14 protein-coding genes and 1 pseudogene are annotated in these 16,537 nt (G+C 64.4%); 6 read left to right on the top strand and 9 right to left on the bottom strand.

Annotated features, from left to right (window positions below):
* Nucleotides 1-12: 12 nt before the first annotated feature.
* Nucleotides 13-885, bottom strand: a complete 873-nt coding sequence (locus A7A08_RS00250) for a quinoprotein dehydrogenase-associated putative ABC transporter substrate-binding protein (RefSeq protein ID WP_169822880.1) — start codon at nt 883-885, stop codon at nt 13-15.
* A gap of 212 nt (nt 886-1,097) precedes the next feature.
* Nucleotides 1,098-1,643 (bottom strand): M48 family metalloprotease, encoded by a 546-nt coding sequence (locus A7A08_RS00245; RefSeq protein WP_069093576.1) that lies wholly within the window; start codon nt 1,641-1,643, stop codon nt 1,098-1,100.
* A 278-nt stretch (nt 1,644-1,921) separates the two neighbouring features.
* On the opposite strand from A7A08_RS00245, the gene A7A08_RS17045 reads away from it, so the two are divergent.
* The 3 genes from A7A08_RS17045 (at nt 1,922) to A7A08_RS00230 (ending at nt 5,716) form a co-directional block, all read left to right on the top strand.
* Nucleotides 1,922-2,731, top strand: coding sequence for a flavin-containing monooxygenase (locus A7A08_RS17045; protein WP_083226328.1), 810 nt, complete (start codon nt 1,922-1,924; stop codon nt 2,729-2,731).
* A gap of 2 nt (nt 2,732-2,733) precedes the next feature.
* Nucleotides 2,734-3,399: an NAD(P)/FAD-dependent oxidoreductase gene (locus tag A7A08_RS17040; RefSeq protein ID WP_069093574.1), complete on the top strand. Its 666-nt coding sequence runs from the start codon at nt 2,734-2,736 to the stop codon at nt 3,397-3,399.
* 106 nt (nt 3,400-3,505) lie between these two features.
* A complete protein-coding gene (locus A7A08_RS00230; protein ID WP_069093573.1) occupies nt 3,506-5,716 on the top strand; it encodes a CHASE2 domain-containing protein in 2,211 nt (736 codons plus the stop codon).
* A gap of 7 nt (nt 5,717-5,723) precedes the next feature.
* On the opposite strand, the gene A7A08_RS00225 is transcribed toward A7A08_RS00230, so the two are convergent.
* The 4 genes and pseudogenes from A7A08_RS00225 to cutA form a co-directional block, all read right to left on the bottom strand.
* Nucleotides 5,724-7,949, bottom strand: coding sequence for a SulP family inorganic anion transporter (locus tag A7A08_RS00225; RefSeq protein WP_069093572.1), 2,226 nt, complete (start codon nt 7,947-7,949; stop codon nt 5,724-5,726).
* Nucleotides 7,950-8,128: 179 nt separating this feature from the next.
* A pseudogene (locus tag A7A08_RS16640) lies at nt 8,129-8,712 on the bottom strand (leucyl/phenylalanyl-tRNA--protein transferase); the annotation flags it as partial.
* The gene (aat, locus tag A7A08_RS00215; RefSeq protein ID WP_245290796.1) at nt 8,630-9,709 is read right to left on the bottom strand and encodes a leucyl/phenylalanyl-tRNA--protein transferase; all 1,080 of its coding nucleotides are present in this window, start codon (nt 9,707-9,709) and stop codon (nt 8,630-8,632) included. The pseudogene A7A08_RS16640 and the gene aat, both read right to left, overlap by 83 nt.
* Nucleotides 9,710-10,054: 345 nt before the next feature.
* A complete protein-coding gene (cutA, locus tag A7A08_RS00210; protein WP_069093569.1) occupies nt 10,055-10,390 on the bottom strand; it encodes a divalent-cation tolerance protein CutA in 336 nt (111 codons plus the stop codon).
* Between the two features lie 142 nt (nt 10,391-10,532).
* Between cutA and A7A08_RS00205 the strand changes: the two genes are divergently transcribed.
* Together A7A08_RS00205 and A7A08_RS00200 are read left to right on the top strand one after the other, a co-directional pair.
* Entirely contained in the window at nt 10,533-11,303 is a 771-nt protein-coding gene (locus A7A08_RS00205; protein ID WP_069093568.1) for an NAD kinase, read from the top strand.
* Between the two features lie 221 nt (nt 11,304-11,524).
* Nucleotides 11,525-11,950 (top strand): Hpt domain-containing protein, encoded by a 426-nt coding sequence (locus A7A08_RS00200; RefSeq protein WP_069093567.1) that lies wholly within the window; start codon nt 11,525-11,527, stop codon nt 11,948-11,950.
* A 12-nt stretch (nt 11,951-11,962) separates the two neighbouring features.
* Here A7A08_RS00200 and A7A08_RS00195 read toward each other — a convergent pair whose 3' ends face one another.
* Both A7A08_RS00195 and A7A08_RS00190 read right to left on the bottom strand, forming a co-directional pair.
* A complete protein-coding gene (locus A7A08_RS00195) occupies nt 11,963-12,565 on the bottom strand; it encodes a flavin reductase family protein (RefSeq protein WP_069093566.1) in 603 nt (200 codons plus the stop codon).
* 27 nt (nt 12,566-12,592) lie between these two features.
* Nucleotides 12,593-13,165, bottom strand: coding sequence for a nitroreductase family protein (locus A7A08_RS00190; RefSeq protein WP_069093565.1), 573 nt, complete (start codon nt 13,163-13,165; stop codon nt 12,593-12,595).
* 159 nt (nt 13,166-13,324) lie between these two features.
* On the opposite strand from A7A08_RS00190, the gene A7A08_RS00185 reads away from it, so the two are divergent.
* Nucleotides 13,325-14,602, top strand: a complete 1,278-nt coding sequence (locus A7A08_RS00185; RefSeq protein WP_069093564.1) for a hypothetical protein — start codon at nt 13,325-13,327, stop codon at nt 14,600-14,602.
* On the opposite strand, the gene thrS is transcribed toward A7A08_RS00185, so the two are convergent.
* Nucleotides 14,535-16,478 carry a threonine--tRNA ligase gene (thrS, locus tag A7A08_RS00180; RefSeq protein WP_069093563.1) on the bottom strand — a complete coding sequence of 648 codons (1,944 nt, stop codon included), beginning with the start codon at nt 16,476-16,478 and terminating at the stop codon, nt 14,535-14,537. The two genes, A7A08_RS00185 and thrS, sit on opposite strands and share 68 nt — an antisense overlap.
* Nucleotides 16,479-16,537: the final 59 nt, after the last annotated feature.

The raw sequence follows: 16,537 nt of genomic DNA, 5'->3' as shown, positions 1-16,537 counted from the left end.
GTTTGGGCTGGCCTAGCGTTCGGCCGACTTGATCAACTCGCCATCGGGGGCGAGCAGCGGCACGTTGTAGCTCAGCAGGATCGCGTTGATCTCGTCCTGGTTCTCGGCAATCACCTTGTTGAGCTGATGCTTCCACTGGGGATCGTTCGGCGGCACCCCCATGGTGATCCCATAGACCAGCGCCGGACCGGCGGTCTCGTTCACCAGCGGCACGACATCGATCGGGACGTGGGAGTTCTGGGCGAAATACCCGCCGATAGGGCCCCAAAGAATGGCCGCGTCCAGCTCACCCTCGGCCAGCGCCTGGATCATATCGAGAGCCGGCCGCGGCGCATCCTGCTCCGAGCTGCTTTCATACGGCACGGCGCTCGCCGTCAGCCCGTTGGTCGCGAGCAGCGCCGCCGGAGGCGTACGGGCGACGATGCCGATCCGCTTGCCCTTGAGCCTCGGATCCGAGAGCCGCTTCACCCCCGCCATGCCTTCGTCGTCGCGCCGATGCAGCAGCACATAGGAGGTGTAGTAATAGGGATTGGTGTCTTCGATGAGCTCGGCGCCTTGCGCATACCCCATCACGATCGCGCAGTCGCGGTTGCTGAACGGGGTTGGCATCCCGCCCCGCGCCTCGGGATACCAGCTATAGGCCAACCGACGGTCAAGCCGGTCGGCGACCAGCTCGGCGAGCTTGTTCTCGAAACCGTGCCCCGCCTCGTTCGAGAACGGCATGTTGTCGGGATCGGCGCAGACGCGCAGCGGTCCCTCGTTCTCGGTCTCGCTCGGTTGCGCATGGGCCTCCTGCGCTCCGGCGAGGCCGCACGGACCCGCAAGCAACAGGACGGCAAAGCCAATGGCCAGGCGATACCCAACGTTGCCGGGACGTCCAAACACTCTCGCTACCTCCGACATCGGCGTCGGCAAACCTCTCATCGGCACAGGGTGCCAGTCTATATCAAAGCGCACCAATTTGCGCTTCCCATGACCTGGGGCCACCAGACGGTCGTCTGCATTTCGGGGTGGTCCTCGACGGCCGCCAGCCCCTCGAAGTGCGGCGGCCCGCAACCGGAGAAATGCTTCTGTTGAAGGCTTTTGACCGAACCGACTTACTTGGCTTCCGCACAGGCGGCAATGTTCGCCGCCCGTTCGGACCCGGTCGGGTAATAGGCGCCCGTCGGCTCGTCGCCGAACGCCGTCATGGCATTCTCGCCCGCGAGGATGCTGTCTTCCTCATGGGTGGCTTTGAGAAGCTTGACGGCGCAGCAATCGGCCTCGAGCTCCATCTTCCGCAGAGCTGGCTTAATGTAGAAGAATGGCTGCGGTCCCATATGGCCCAACCCCTTCTTCAACATGCTCACATGACCGAGCGTATGATGGCAGCATTCATGGGCCAGCAGGAAGTGGCTGTAGGCGGGCGTCTTGGACATGGCGGAACCGCTCACCACGATCATCCCCTCTCCGGCGTCATCCGTCAGGGAGGCGGCCTGCTCAGGAATGCTGGGCAGAACGAACGTCGCCACCTTGCAGTAGGGATTTTCGATCTCGGGCAGCCACATCGGCCGCGCTTCCGTCCTGTCGGACCGGAACACGCCGAGGGTCAACGCCGTTGCCGTAAGCAGAAACAGAAGACGCATGTTTCGTCCGCCGTTCATGAGAGGCTCCCAGTTCTGTGACTCTACCGTGACGCTCACACCCCGCAAAAGTGTCTTTTGTGCACCTGCGAACAAAATCCACGAGAAGGAAGCTTAAATCCTGTTCTCGTTGTGCAACTGCGAACAAACGACACTGCGACACACGTGAACGCCGCCGAAGACCAAATATCGCCCTGTTCACCCTGTTGAAGCTTGCGGACGAAACGTAAAATATAGGTACCAGCCGCCACCAAGCTTAAGTAAAAACAATGTGATAGCGGATTCGCGGACCCGCTGTGATGAGGAGGCGAAAGGACGTCATGGACGTCAGCGGCAAGACGGACAAGATCGTGATCATCGGCGCCGGACCATCGGGTCTGGCCGCGGCGAAGGTCTTCAAGGAACGAGGCATCCCCTTCGACTGCCTGGAGCGCGAGGGGGACATCGGCGGCCTCTGGAACGCCGCCACCGAGACCGGCGTCGTCTACGACACCACCTTCCTGGTGTCCTCCCGCAAGTTCACCGCCTTCGAAGACTTTCCCTTTCCTGACGACTATCCGACCTATCCTTCCCATCGGCAGGTGCTGAGCTATCTCAAGGATTACGCCCGCGAATTCGGACTGGATCAATCCATCGAGCTGAATGCGGAGGTCGAGGAGGCCACCCGGATCGACGGCGGCTGGCGCGTGAAGATCAAGGGCGAGAGTCATCCGCGCTTCTATCGCGGGCTCGTCATGGCGAACGGCCATCACCATATCCCGCGCCGGCCGGATATCCCTGGCGAGTTCACCGGCGAGACCATGCATTCCCGCGACTACCGCTCCGTCAGCCAGCTGGCCGGCAAGCGGGTCCTCGTGCTCGGCGCCGGCAACTCCGCCTGCGATATCGTCGTCGATGCTACGAGTGTCGCCAAATCGGTCCATCAGAGCATGCGGCGGGGCTACTACTTCGTCCCGAAGTTCCTGCTCGGCAAGCCTATGGACGGGCTGATCCACTTCTTCGAGAAATTCCCGTTGCCGCGCGCATCCGAAATCGGCTCTACACGCGCTGGCACCGCATCTTCGTCGGCAAGAACGAGAATTTCGGCCTTCCCGCCCCCGACTATCTGATCATGGACACCCACCCGACCATGAACACCGTGCTGCCCCAGCTCGTGGCCCACGGCCGGATCGACATCAAGCCGGACGTCACGGAATTCGACGGCAAGACGGTGCGGTTCTCGGACGGCAGCGAGGTGGAGGTGGATCTGGTGGTGTTCGCCACCGGCTATGAGATCAGCCTGCCCTTCATCGACAACAGCCTGGTGTTCGACGAGAGCGGCAAGCCCATCCTCTTCCTGAATGTCTTCCACCCGCAATACGACGATTTCTTCGCCGTCGGGCTGATCCAGGCCAATGGCAGCATCTGGCGCCTCGCCGACGATCAGTCCCGTCTTATCGCCGCCTATCTCATCGCCCGGGACAAGGGCGATCCGAAAGCGGACTGGTTCGCCAAGCTTAAGCGCGAAGGGGCCGACCACAAATCCTACAAGGGCTACGTTCAGAGCGAGCGCCACCGGCTGGAAGCGAACTATTTCGCCTATCGCCGCCTCGCCAAGCGCTTGCTGCGCAAGTTCGGCCGCTTTGCCGACGAGACCATCCGCGGCGAGAAGCTTCCCTCCCGCGAGGAACGGGCCCAGGCGGTCGTTCAGCGGCGCGAAGCCGATCCTGTGGGCCACGCTTCGCCGGATGGCGACACCGCCTCCCGCGGCGAGACTGTCTCCAGCGGCCGCGGCTGACCGCCGGCCACCCGCCCTCAGACTGCTGGAGCAACGGCCGCCCTTGCACTAGGCTGCGCGCGCCGGTTCGCCGGCCCATTCCAACGCCACGTGCCGGGGCCGCACCATGAGACCCGCCTTAAGCTACGCCGTGATCCTGGCCTGCGTAATCTTTGGCGCGCTGGCCTTGCGGCTGTGGGACCCGGCCCCCGTCGCTCGCCTCCGGGCGCTTGCCTTCGACAGCTTCCAGCGCATCGCCCCGGCGGAGTTCAGTCCCGACGCGCCGGTCCGGATTGTCGATATCGACGAGGAGTCCCTCGCCAAGCTCGGCCAATGGCCCTGGCCGCGCACCCTCCTCGCCGAGCTGACCGACAAGCTGCGGGAAAATGGGGCCGCGGCCATCGGCTTCGACATGGTGTTTCCCGAAGAAGACCGCATGTCGCCTGCCAACCTCGCCCGGTACTGGGACGGCGCCGACACCGGTCCTCTCGGCGAGGCCCTGCGCAATATGCCGGCCAATGATGCGCTCTTCGCCCGGTCGATCGGCGAAGCGCCCGTAATTCTCGGCTTCATCGCTTTGGGCAATGGCGGTGGGCTGCCGGAAAGGAAGGCCGGCTTCGCCCATGGCGGCGACGATCCCCGCCTCTTCGCCCCGCGCTTTCCGGGCGCCGCCGTCAGCCTGCCCGAGCTCCAGGATGCGGCCCAGGGCTCCGGCGCTCTCAACTGGATCCCCGAGTACGACCAGGTCATTCGTCGCATGCCCATGCTCGTGACCGTGCAAGACACGCTCCTGCCCGCCTTTGCCGGCGAGATGCTCCGGGTCGCGCAGGGCGCCTCCACCGATATGGTGAAGTCGTCGGGGGCGAGCGGCGTTGAATCGTTCGGTGAGCAGACCGGCATAAGCCGGGTCCGGATCGGCGATTTCGAGGTTCCGACCGACCCGAACGGTCAGCTGTGGATGAAGTTCTCCAAAAGCGCGCCGGAACGCTACCTCCCGGCCTGGAAGGTGCTGAACGGCGACATCCCCGCCGCCGAGATTGCCGGCCGCATTATCATTATCGGCACAAGCGCGGCGGGGCTCCTTGACCTGCGCGCCACGCCCCTGGAGGCCTCGGTGCCCGGCGTCGAACTGCACGCCCAGGCCGTGGAACAGATTATCGCCGGCGACTTCCTGCTCCGGCCGGATCTCGCCCTGCCCGGCGAGCTCCTCTACATTCTGTTGCTCGGTATCGTGATCGCCACCCTCATCTACCTGACGGGTGCGGCGTCGAGCGCGCTCATCGCCATCGCCGCCATCGCCGGCGTGGTGGGCTTCTCCTGGTACGCCTATGACAGCCTCGGTTGGCTGGTCGACCCCGTCTTTCCTTCCCTGGCGCTGATTGCGATCTACCTCACCGGCAGCCTGCTGATGTTCCTGCGCACGGAGCACGAGCGGAACCGCGTCCGCAACGCCTTCAGCCACTATATGGCGCCCGCCCTGGTGGAGCGGTTGGCGGCCGATCCAGCCCGGCTGAAGCTCGGCGGCGAGATGCGCAACATGACGTTGCTCTTCAGCGACGTGCGGGGATTTACGACGATTTCCGAAGGGCTTGATGCGGAAGAGCTGACTCGATTTCTGAACGAGCTTTTCACGCCGTTGAGCAACATCATCGTCGCCCAGGACGGCACCATCGACAAATATATGGGCGATGCCCTCATGGCGTTCTGGAACGCGCCGCTGGACGACCCGGACCATGCCGAGCATGCCTGCCGCGCCGCCCTCCTCATGATGGAGGAGATGCGGGCTCTGAACGAGAAATGGCGGAAGGAGGCGGAGAAGAGCGGCCGCGACTATCGCCCCGTCACCCTCGGCATCGGCATCAATACCGGCGAATGCTGCGTGGGCAATCTCGGCTCCGAGATTCGCTTCGACTACTCCGTGATCGGCGACAACGTGAACATCGCCTCGCGAATCGAGGGTCAGTCCAAGACCTATGGCGTCGGCGCGGTCATCGGCGAGTCCACGGTGGAGCGCGCGCCCGGCCACGCCTTCCTCGAGCTCGATCTCCTGAAGGTGAAAGGCAAGACCCAGGCCACCCGGATCTTCGCCCTGCTCGGCGACAGGGCGGCCGGGAACGACGATGCTTTCATCACCTTCAAGGAACGCCACATGGCATTCCTGGAAGCGTTCCGGGCACGAAATTGGGACGAAGCCGACAAGAGTGCGGAAGCTCTCGCCGAGGACCAGCCCTACGGTCTGGAGACCCTCTACGGCCTCTACCGGGAGCGGATCGCCATCTTCCGCGAGACGCCGCCCCCGCCCGACTGGGACGGCAGCGCCGAAGCCGCGACGAAGTAGCGATAGATCACAGCAGGAGCGCGGAGATCTCGCGATTGGCGAAGTCCAGCCGGTCGGCCAAGAGCCGCACGATGAGCTGGTGGAACGCCGCGGCCGCGGCCGGGTCCTTCTCCCGCATCGTTTCGAAAGACGCCCGGGAAAGCCGGAAGACGAGGGTCGGCTGCTCGGCGACAACATCGGCCGTGCGCGGCAAGTCGCGATAGAAGCCCATCTCGCCCACCACGGTCTGGCCGACCATGCGCCGAAGCCGGATCATCCGGCCGGTCTCGTCGGTCACCGTGACCGCCACGCAACCCTCGGCGATCATATCCACCGAATCCGACGGCTCCCCCTGGCGGAATAGCACGTCGCCCGGCATGAACTCGCAGCGATCCAGATAAGGCTCGATGCGGCCGAGATCCGCCAGCACCCCGAACTCCGCCTCGATCCAGCCCTCGAAGGTCCGGTGGGACACCGCCGGCAGAGCCCTCTCGCGCAGCAACTCCTCCTCGCACCACTCAATGGCCTCGTTGCGGCTCCGAAAACTGCGATGCCGGTGTCCGTCTACGAAGAAGCCGGCCCTGGAGAGATTGTTACGCATGGTGTCGTCGAGACCGGAGAAGACCAGGGTCACGCGGGTCTCGTCGCAATAGTTGCGCAGCTTGACCAGGCTCAACACCGCCGACGTATCGAGGCCGGAAACCGCCCCGAAATCCAAGACCACATAGCCGACCGGGATGTCGGTCTGCCCGTCGATGGTGCGGCGGACACGCTCGAACAAGCCGTTGGAGGAGCCGAAGAAGATGAAGCCGGAGAGCCAGAAGATGTGAATCCGGCCGCCCTCCTCCCGTAGGATCCGCGCCTGCTCGGCGGCTCGCTCCACATTGCCGGCAAATTCCTGACGCGTCAGATGCCGCCGGATGACACCGATACGGCTGTAGCTCATGGCGAACATCAGACACGCGCCGATGACGCCCAGCACCACACCGAGAAGATAACCGAAATAGCAAATGACGATCGTGATCGCCAAGGCGAGGGCGAAATCCGCATAGGAGCGCTTGGCCGGGGCGTGGAAAAGCGCCTCGACCAGGATCACCACGCCGAGATACGCCAGCATCCCGCCGAGCACGGATTTCGGCACGAACATCCCGACATCCAGCCCAACGAACAGCACCAGCCCGCAGGTGAGCGCCACGAAGACGCCGCTCAGCCGGCTGACCGCGCCGGCCTCGTTGATCAGGATGCTGCCGTTCAGTGAAAGATTGCCCGCCACGCCGCCCAGCACCGAGGCGAGCAGATTGGCAAGGCCGTTCACCCGGAGCTCGCGGTCGAGATTGGCGGTTTTCTGCCGCGCCACCTCCAGGCTGGAGACGTCGAGCAGCATGGAGATGGCGGTGACGCCGCAGACCGCACCGATTTCGGCGCTGCTGCTGAGCATCGCCGTCCAGTCGATATCGTTGCGCATGGCAGCCTTCAGCGGCGACCAGGGCGTCAGTTCCCCCACGCTCGCCAGGAACCAGCTGCTGGATTGGGAATGATCGAGCAAGAGGAACAGGACCACGTCCATCACGATCATGAAGCCGACGAAGGCGATCGGCAGCGCCAGGAAGGTATGCACCCAGCGGCGCAGGATCACGATGGTCAATGCGAAGACCGCTGCGACACCGAGCTGGGCGGCATTTTGAGACGAGAAGGTCTCCACCCAGCTCGACGGCGAGATCGTGAGGCTGGTGCCGGTGATCACTTCGATGCCGCCGGTCATCAGCAGCCAGCCGGACGCGGCCAGGAAGCCGCCGATCACGGGATACGGCACGAAGCGGAGAAACTGGCCAATCCTAAAGGCGCCGAGCCCGAACAGCAGCAGGCCGGTGAAGAAGGTGCTCACCGCGAGGGCCAGCAGCACGTTGATGATGATCGTGTCCTGGCTCGCCCCCTGCGCCGCCAGGGCGGACGCAATGGTCGTCGCCAGCACGCTCATCACCGCGACCGCAGGCGTATCCGGCCCCGCATCGGAAGGCACCAGGCTCGTGGTGAGCGAGACGATGACGCCGGTGACGATGGTCCCCATCAGCAGCGCCGCCAGGCCCATGGCGAAGCCGCCCGCCAGCGAGCCTTGGAAGATCAGGGCGCTGAAGGAGATGCAATACGCGATCTGGACGACGCCGGCGATCGCGCCGGCGAGCATGTCGCGGCCAAGCGAGGCTGCCTGCGGTCCATCGGGACGCTTGAGAATGGGAATGCGGAGCGAAGACAAGAGCGCTTCTGTTTCAGGAGCGTTTGGGCCATCGCCGGCCATGGTCCGCAAACGTACAGGTTACGGTTACCCCATGCCGCGAGAAGCGGAATGCAAAACCGGCCAAAGCCAGACTTATACAGGTTTTGCGGGCAGTGCCTAGGGGGAAACCGGCCTTGCTGAAGCGGCGTCCCGAGGCTCTAGGCCGCGCCGGAATAGGCGGCCGGACGCGGATCGCGATCGGCTTGGCCGCCACCGTCGGCGAGGCGCCAGGACCCGAGCGCGGCAGGTCCCCCACAGGCCTTTTCGAGGAAGCGGTTGAACGCCGCCCGCGGCACCAGGCAGAACCCCTGCTGGCAAAGTGCACCGCTCAGATGCTTGGCGTCGTTGGCGAGATACCCCCGCGCCTGGAGATGGCAGTTGAGTGCGGCCAGGGCCATGCGGCCCGCATCGGGGCGCGCGGAAAACTGCGCTTCGGTGAAGAACACCTTTCCGACGGCGAGCCCGTAGCTCCGCCTACCAGATTGCCGTCGAAATCCCGCACCTCGACCGAATGGGCCGCACCGGATTCGTGGGCACGCTGGAACGCGGTCGAAAGATCGTCTCGGATCCAGCGCTTCCGCCCCTGACGGTGGCTTGCCTGGGCGCAGGCGTCGACGACCTCTCCGAAGGCCTCGTCGAAGCCGATGCGATAGAAGCCTTCAGAGAGCTTCCGGGCGATCCGGCTGCCGAGCTGGAACTGCTCCAGGAACAGCACCATCCGCTCTTCCGGCGCCCACCATTTCTGGGGTCCGAAGCTGGAGCGGGGATAAAAGCCCCTGGCGTAGGCGGAAAGCAGCGTAGAGACGTCGAGATCGCCGCACAGCCCGGCGAGCCCGTCGGCACGCGCCGAGCTGGCTTCCGGGTCGGGCAAGCCTGCACCGGCCTGGCCGAGAACCTGGCGGGCCATCAGGCCCAGCGTGGCGGGAACTTCGCCAAACACCATCATACGCTCCTACAAGTGACTCAGGCGGACGCCGTTTTTGCCTCTGCCGCTTCTCGATCCGGGTGCACGTGGCGACCTCTTCCGGTCCGATCTCGACCTCCCAGCGGCCGACCCAGCCCTGGGCGTTCATCGCTTTCTCGTTCATGGAGAGGAAGCGATCCCGCGGGATCTCCTGGAAGCCGAAGCTCTCCATGAGCGGGTTCATCAGCTTCGTATCGACGAAGGAATAGCCCCACTCCACCAGGTGCCGCATGAGCACCGCCACGGCGATCTTCGAGGTGTCGCGGGCGTGGGAGAACAGGGACTCGCCAATGAAAACACGGCCGATCGCTACGCCGTAGCCGCCGCCTTTGAGGTTTCCCTCGTGGTCCCAAACCTCGATGGAATGGGCGAAGCCGGCATCGAACAGCCGCGCATAGGCGTGCTTCATCGCCGGCGTGATCCAGTTCACATGCCAATGGCCGGGCCTCGGCTCGGAGCACGCGACGATGACCTCCTCGAAGGCCTGATCGAACGTCACCCGGTACTGGCCTTTTCGCATGGAGCGGCGGGCGCTTTTGGAAATGTGGAAATCGTCGAAGAAGAGCACTGCGCGGGTTTTGGGCGAGCACCATTTCGGGGCGCCGACATGGCCCAGCGGGTAGATGCCCCGCTTTGCTGCGGCGACCAGCGTCGTTACGGAGAGGTCGCGTGCGACGCCGACCACGATCCCGGCCTGCTCCTCGGACCTGGGGTCAGGAATACGGGGCAGCAGCCCGACCTGGTCCTTCAGCCAGAGCTTGGTCAGCCCCGGCATGTCCCCGATATTGTCGGGCTTGAGCGACCAGGCGGTCCCCAGCACCACGCGCTTGGCCCACTCGTAAGGAGGCTCGCGGAACAACTCTTCGCGGGATGAACGGATTTCAGACATCGTACCGGCCGCCTCGACCGACTCGATCTCCGCGACACTCGCTTGCATCAATCGATTGAGCGAAGACACGCACAACTCCAGACTTGCTCGAAACCTAAAGCTCGCGGGCGGAAAATGCCGCGAACCATCATCCCTCGAACAACTGGGTTACACGCCGAAGATTAAGATAGGTTTTCGCCGGCCATGAGATTGCTGGCTATCGGGCGACAGGCCATCCGCAGCCCACCGGCCTCACGAAACCGGCTTCGTCTGCTCCAGGATCCAGTCGCGATAGCCCTCCCCGGCCGCTTCCGTGGGCAGAACGAGCAGCGCCGGCACGTCGTAGGGATGCAGCTCCGCGGTCTCGGAGAGAACGGCCTGTGTGAGCGCGCGGCGGGTCTTGATGATCATGGCGATCTCCGCCTCTTCGTCGATCTCGCCCTGCCATTCGAAGATCGAGATCATGCCGGGGAAGATGTTCACGCAGGCCGCCAGCCGCTTTTCCACCAGCGCCCCGCCGACCCGCTTCGCGTCCTCGAGCGATCCGAAAGTGGTGTAGATCATCACCGGTTGCTCGCCTGTCCGCATCCGTCTTCCTTTCCGTCGTCGTATCTGATGTGCCCGGAAAATTGCGTGCGGGCTTGCTATTGGTGCATCCCCTCGCCTTTATAATGCCCGCTTCCCCGCCGGACACCAAGGGCCGGCCCCTTCGCGCCACCAGCGGTTCTATATGTCACGCTTCCAGAAGATTGCCTTCGTCGCCAGCGATTACGAGGAGGCTCAGGCCGCGCTGAAGCGGCTGACCGAGCGCTACGGCAATGCCCCGCCCTCGGAGGCCGACGCCATCGTGGCGCTGGGCGGCGACGGTCTGATGCTCCAGACCATGCACCGCCACATGACGGACCGCATTCCGATCTACGGGATGAACCGCGGCTCCGTCGGGTTCCTGCTCAACGAATATCGCGAGGAGGATCTGCTCGAGCGCCTGGAGACCGCGGAGATCAACATCATCCATCCTTTGCGGATGACCGCCATGGACGGCACCGGCACCGAGCATCAAGGCCTCGCCATCAACGAGGTCTCTCTCTTCCGGCAGACCTATCAGGCGGCCAAGCTCAAGATCGCGGTGGACGGCACTGTCCGCCTGAACGAGCTGATCTGCGACGGCGTGCTGGTCTCGACCCCGGCCGGAAGCACGGCTTACAATCTTTCCGCCCACGGACCGATCCTGCCTATCTCCGCCGCCCTCCTTGCCCTGACGCCGATCAGCCCGTTCCGTCCGCGCCGCTGGCGCGGCGCGTTGCTTCCAAACGAGGCCACCGTCCGGGTCGAGGTGATGGAGTCGGAAAAGCGGCCTGTGAGCGCGGTCGCCGATCACACTGAATTCCGGAACATAACGGCGGTCGACGTGAAGCAGGAGCGGAAGATCGACATCTTCATGATGTTCGATTCCGGCCATAGCCTCACCGAGCGCATTCTGTCCGAGCAGTTCGAATACTAATCCCCAAAACCGGGACCAAAATCCCGGTCCGATTCAACGATGCTTAAACTTCGTGTACGATCCTCCTCTGCCTTGCCGCGAGAACGGTCGAGGCGAGAGGGACCAGATGCATTCGCGATCGTGATTTTCAGCCCCATTGGGTCGACGCCTCGTAGGGGGCGCGATTCGATCCGCTGGGGTATGCGCCCATTTGTTTGAAGTAATTTCGAGAGTTGCCACTAATGCCCACCCCCAGCGATTCCGTGCGCAGAGCCGAGGCCGCGGTCGAAGCCCTATCTCCGTCGTTCCGAGCCTGGCTCGGGGAGGAGGTCCAGGCGCTCGTCGAAGCCTGCCGTGCCGCCGAAACCGAGGATTTCTCGATCGAGTCCCGGCAGGGCATTTATCTCTCCGCCCACACCCTGAAGGGCCAAGCGAGCACGCTCGGCCAGCCGCAGATCGCCAAGCTTGCAGCCTCTCTCTGCCGGCTGCTCGGCCATTGGCGCCCGAGCGAGGACTATCGTGAGCTCGCCGCCGAGCACGTGGCGGCGATCGATGGGGTCTATCGGCGCAACGATCCGGAGATCGCGAACCGCCTCGCCTATGCGCTGGTGCAGGAAATGAACCGGCGGACCGACGCCCTGCTCGACGCCCCGGCCGAGAGCGAATAGCCGGCGCGCCGCCTACTTCTTGTCGCCGACCGAGAACACCGCATCGACCACCGAATAGTCGCGATAGCCGAGCCGCGCGATCGGCTTCAGCTTCGTGATGTCGACCGTCTGATCGGGTTCGATCATCTCGTCGTCGATATGGATGCCGACCACCCGTCCCAGGATGATGGCGTTGTCGCCGGGCTCCCCGTCGAGCCCCGGCAAGGTGATCGTCTTGTAGTAACGGCACTCGAACGCCACGGGCGATTCCTTGACCCGCGGCGGCGATACGAGATTCGAGGCGGCGGGGGTCAGCCCGGCAAGCGCCATCTCATCCACCTCCGGCGACACGGCCATGGAGGTCTTCCCGACCGCCTCCCGCAGATCGTAGGTCGCCAGCGAGCAGACGAACTCCCCCGTCTCCTCCGCATTGATCTGGCTGTCCTTCCGCCCGCCCGACGCGAACATCAGGTAGTGGGGATTTTCCGACACGGCGTTGAAGAAGCTGTAGGGCGCGAGGTTCACCACGCCGCTCTTGCCGATGGTCGAGATCCAGCCGATCGGCCGCGGGGCGACGAGTGCCTTGAACGGGTCGTAGCGCAGCCCGTGGCTATTGGCGACGGCGTCGTAGAACATCGGCTCCCCTCACAGGCGCAACCGGCCTCAGCCTCGATACGCCGTAACGATATCTTCCAGTCTCGGACGGTCCCGCTCGTCCGGCTTCTCGGTCGCGGTCCCGATATAGACGAACCCTGCGACCCGCTCGTTCCCGGCAAGCCCCAGCGCTCCTGCGACCTCCGGGTCGAACGCGCACCATTCGGTGATCCACTGGGCGCCGAAACCGAGCGCGGTCGCTGCGTGCAACAGGTTCATGCAGACGGCCCCCGCCGATAGCTCCTGCTCCCACGCAGGTGCAGCCGCATTTTCGACAACCTGGGAGATCACCGCAACCACCAAAGGCGCCCGCATGAACCTCTCCCCCTCGAAGGCGATTCGAGCGTCGGTCGCATCCGCCTGCTTGGCCTCGAAGATCCGCGCGAGCGTCTGTCCGAACGAGGCACGCGCTTCGCCCTGGAACAGGATGAACCGCCAGGGCGCGAGCTTCTTGTGGTCCGGCACCCGGGCGGCAGCCGTGAGGATTTGCGTGAGTTGTTCCGCAGTCGGTCCAGGCTCTGCCAGCATGGCGGCGGAAACCGAGCGGCGACTCAAGAGATGATCGAGGATAGGATTGGTCATTGGCGCATAAGGGTTGAGGGGCTTTCCTACGCCGAAACGCGGTCATCCACAATTGCCTCTACCCTTGCTTTTGTTTTGAATTCAGGCCTTAACACTGCCTAAATCTACTCCTCTTGTAGGTGCTGGGGTCGGACCTATGCGCCGCTTCGCGGTGCGCTGATGGCCGACCTGCTTACCGATGGCACGCGGGACGTAATGCTGAGCATGTGGGGGACCAGCCGCGCGCGGCTGAAGCAATGGCTTTTGGCCGCCGCTCTGATTGTTTTGGCGCCGCCACTGGCGGACGCCCAAAGCATCCTGGGCGGAGGCTCCGAGTCGTCGTCTGCCATCGACGCTCCGCTCGGCCTGCAGAGCGGCGCGAGCACCGCCTCACCCCCGAGCCGCGTACCTTCCACCAATCGGCTGTTCGGCTCACCGCCCCAGGCGGAATCCTATCGCGCTGGCGACCCGCCTTCCGGCGCCGCGACCGCCCGCACCACCGAGGGTGAAAGCGCCGACGACGGGGACGACAGCGGCCGGCCTGTTCCCGTCAGCTTCAAGGCCCTGTTGACCGAGCAGGGACCGCCGTTGAAGGGTGGCGTCATCTGGCGCATCTTCACGCCCGGCACGCCCGCCGGCGGCCAGACCCTGGTCAGCACCCATCGCGAAGCCCAGCCGACCGCAGCCTTGGCGCCGGGCCAATACCTCGTCAACGCCGCCTACGGCCTTTCCAACCTCACCCGCAAGATCAACGTCTCCCGCGGCTCCTCGGTGGAGGAGACCTTCGTGCTCAACACCGGGGGTCTGAAGCTCTCCGCCGAGCTCTCCGACGAGACTGAGATCGGCTCCAATCTCCGCTTCGACATCCTCTCCGACGAGCAGGACCAATTCGGCCGCCGCCGGGTCATCCTGGCCGACGTCGAGCCGAGCCGCGTCATCCGGCTGAACGCGGGCGGTTATCACGTCGTCTCCACCTACGGCGATTGCAACGCCACCGTGCGCGCCGACGTCACCGTCGAACCCGGCAAGCTGACCGTGGCCACCGTGAAGCATGCGGCCGCGTCGGTAACGTTCAAGCTGGTCATGGAGAATGGCGGCGAGGCCCTGGCCGACACGCGATGGACGATCATCACCCCCACCGGCGATATCGTGAAGGAAGGGGCCGGCGCCCTGCCGACCCACATCCTGGCCGCCGGCGATTATGCCGTGGTGGCCCGCCATAACGGCCTCAGCTACACGCGGAAATTCACCGTAAGCGCCGGTGACGCAGAGCAGGTCGAAGTGGCCGTCGCTGACGGCCCCTCCTCCCCGGAAGCTCTGCGCAAGATCCTGACCCCTCAATTCCCCGCCGGTGGCGACAACGAGGCGTTCGGGTTTGCCGGTGAATCCGCTACGCCGCCTGCTTCGATCGGCGGCTTCGCAAATCCGGGGGCACTGCTTCACGACACAGTGCCGTGATCGCTTCGTCGAGCGGCATGACCTCCTGATCCCTGCTGCCCAGCCGGCGCACGGACACGGTGCCTTCTTCCGCTTCCCGCTTCCCGACCACGAACAGCACCGGCACCTTGGTCACCGAGTGCTCGCGCACCTTGTAGTTGATCTTCTCGTTGCGAAGATCGGCCTCGGCGCGGATGCCCGCCTCGTTCAGCTTCGCCGCGACCTCGACGGCGTAATCGTCGGCGTCCGAGACGATCGTCGCCACCACCGCCTGAAGCGGCGCAAGCCAGAGCGGCAGATGGCCGGCGTGATGCTCGATCAGGATGCCCGTGAACCGCTCCAGCGAGCCGAACATGGCCCGGTGGATCATCACCGGCACCGTCTTGTCGCCATCCGTCCCGATATAGAAGGCGCCCAGCCGGCCCGGGAGGTTGAGATCCACCTGGATGGTGCCGCACTGCCAATCCCGGCCGATCGCGTCCCGGAGAACATATTCCAGCTTCGGGCCGTAGAACGCGCCCTCCCCCGGATTGACCTCGTATTCGAGCCCGGCCGCCTCGACCGCACGCTTTAGCGCGGCCTCGGACTTATCCCAGACAGCATCGTCGCCGACGCGCTTCGCCGGCCGGTCGGAGAATTTGATCCGCACGTCCTCGAAACCGAAGTCCCGGTAGATCGAGAGCATCTGCTCGTTGAGCCGCACGCATTCCTCGGTGATCTGGTCCTCGGTGCAGAAGATATGCGCGTCGTCCTGGGTGAAATGGCGCACGCGCAACAGACCGTGCAGCGCGCCGGACGGCTCGTAGCGGTGGACCTTGCCGAACTCCGAGATCCGCAGCGGCAGCTCGCGATAGCTCTTCAGGCCGTGCTTGAAGATCTGCACGTGGCCCGGGCAGTTCATGGGCTTGCAGGCATAGATATGCTCGTCAGGCGTCTCCGAGACGAACATGTTCTCGCCGAACTTCTCCCAGTGGCCGGACCGCTCCCAGAGCGCCCGGTCCATCATGTCTGGCGAGTTCACCTCCCGGTAGCCCCACGCCTGCTGTTTCCGGCGCATATAGCCGATGAGCGATTGGAAAAGCGTCCAGCCCTTGGCGTGCCAGAATACGGCGCCCGGCGCTTCCTCCTGGAAATGGAACAGGTCCATCTCGCGGCCCAGACGACGGTGATCGCGCTTCTCCGCCTCCTCGAGCTGCTCGAGATAGGCCTTGAGCTCGTCTTCGTTCGCCCAGGCGGTGCCGTAGATCCGCTGCAGCATCGGGTTGTTGGAATCGCCGCGCCAATAGGCGCCGGCGATCTTCAGGAGCTTGAACCCCTTCCCGATCCGCCCCGTGGAATCCATATGCGGGCCGCGGCAGAGATCGAACCAGTCGCCCTGATGGTAGATCTTGACGCTCTCCCCTTCCGGGATCGCATCCACCAGCTCGACCTTGAACATCTCGCCCTTGTCGGCGAACACCTTCTTCGCCTTGTCGCGGTCCCACACCTCAACGGTGAAGGGATGGTCGCGGGCGATGATCTCGGCCATCTTCTGCTCGATGACGGGCAGATCGTCCGGCGTGAAGGGTTCTTCCCGCGCGAAGTCGTAATAGAAGCCGTTTTCGATCACGGGGCCGATGGTGACCTGGGTGCCGGGATAGAGCTCCTGAACCGCTTCGGCCATCACATGGGCCGCGTCGTGCCGGATGAGCCCCAGGGCCTCCGGGTCCGAGCGCGTGATGATGCGGATATTCGCATCGGCATCGATGGGCTGGCCGAGATCCTTGAGATCACCGTCGAGTTCGACGGCGACTGCCTTCTTCTCCAGGGATTTCGCGATAGAGGCCGCAACCGTCTTGCCCGTGATGCCGGGCTCGAATTCGCGTGCGGAACCGTCGGGAAACGTCAAAGAAATCATATCAATCTCCTCTCACTCCTGCGAACCGCCGCAGGTAAGAGCTGGTCATTTGCAGAATA

Source organism: Methyloligella halotolerans (assembly GCF_001708935.1).
GTDB lineage: Bacteria > Pseudomonadota > Alphaproteobacteria > Rhizobiales > Methyloligellaceae > Methyloligella > Methyloligella halotolerans.
The sequence above is the reverse complement of the archived record's forward strand: the minus strand, read 5'-3'. Positions and strand labels throughout refer to the sequence as shown.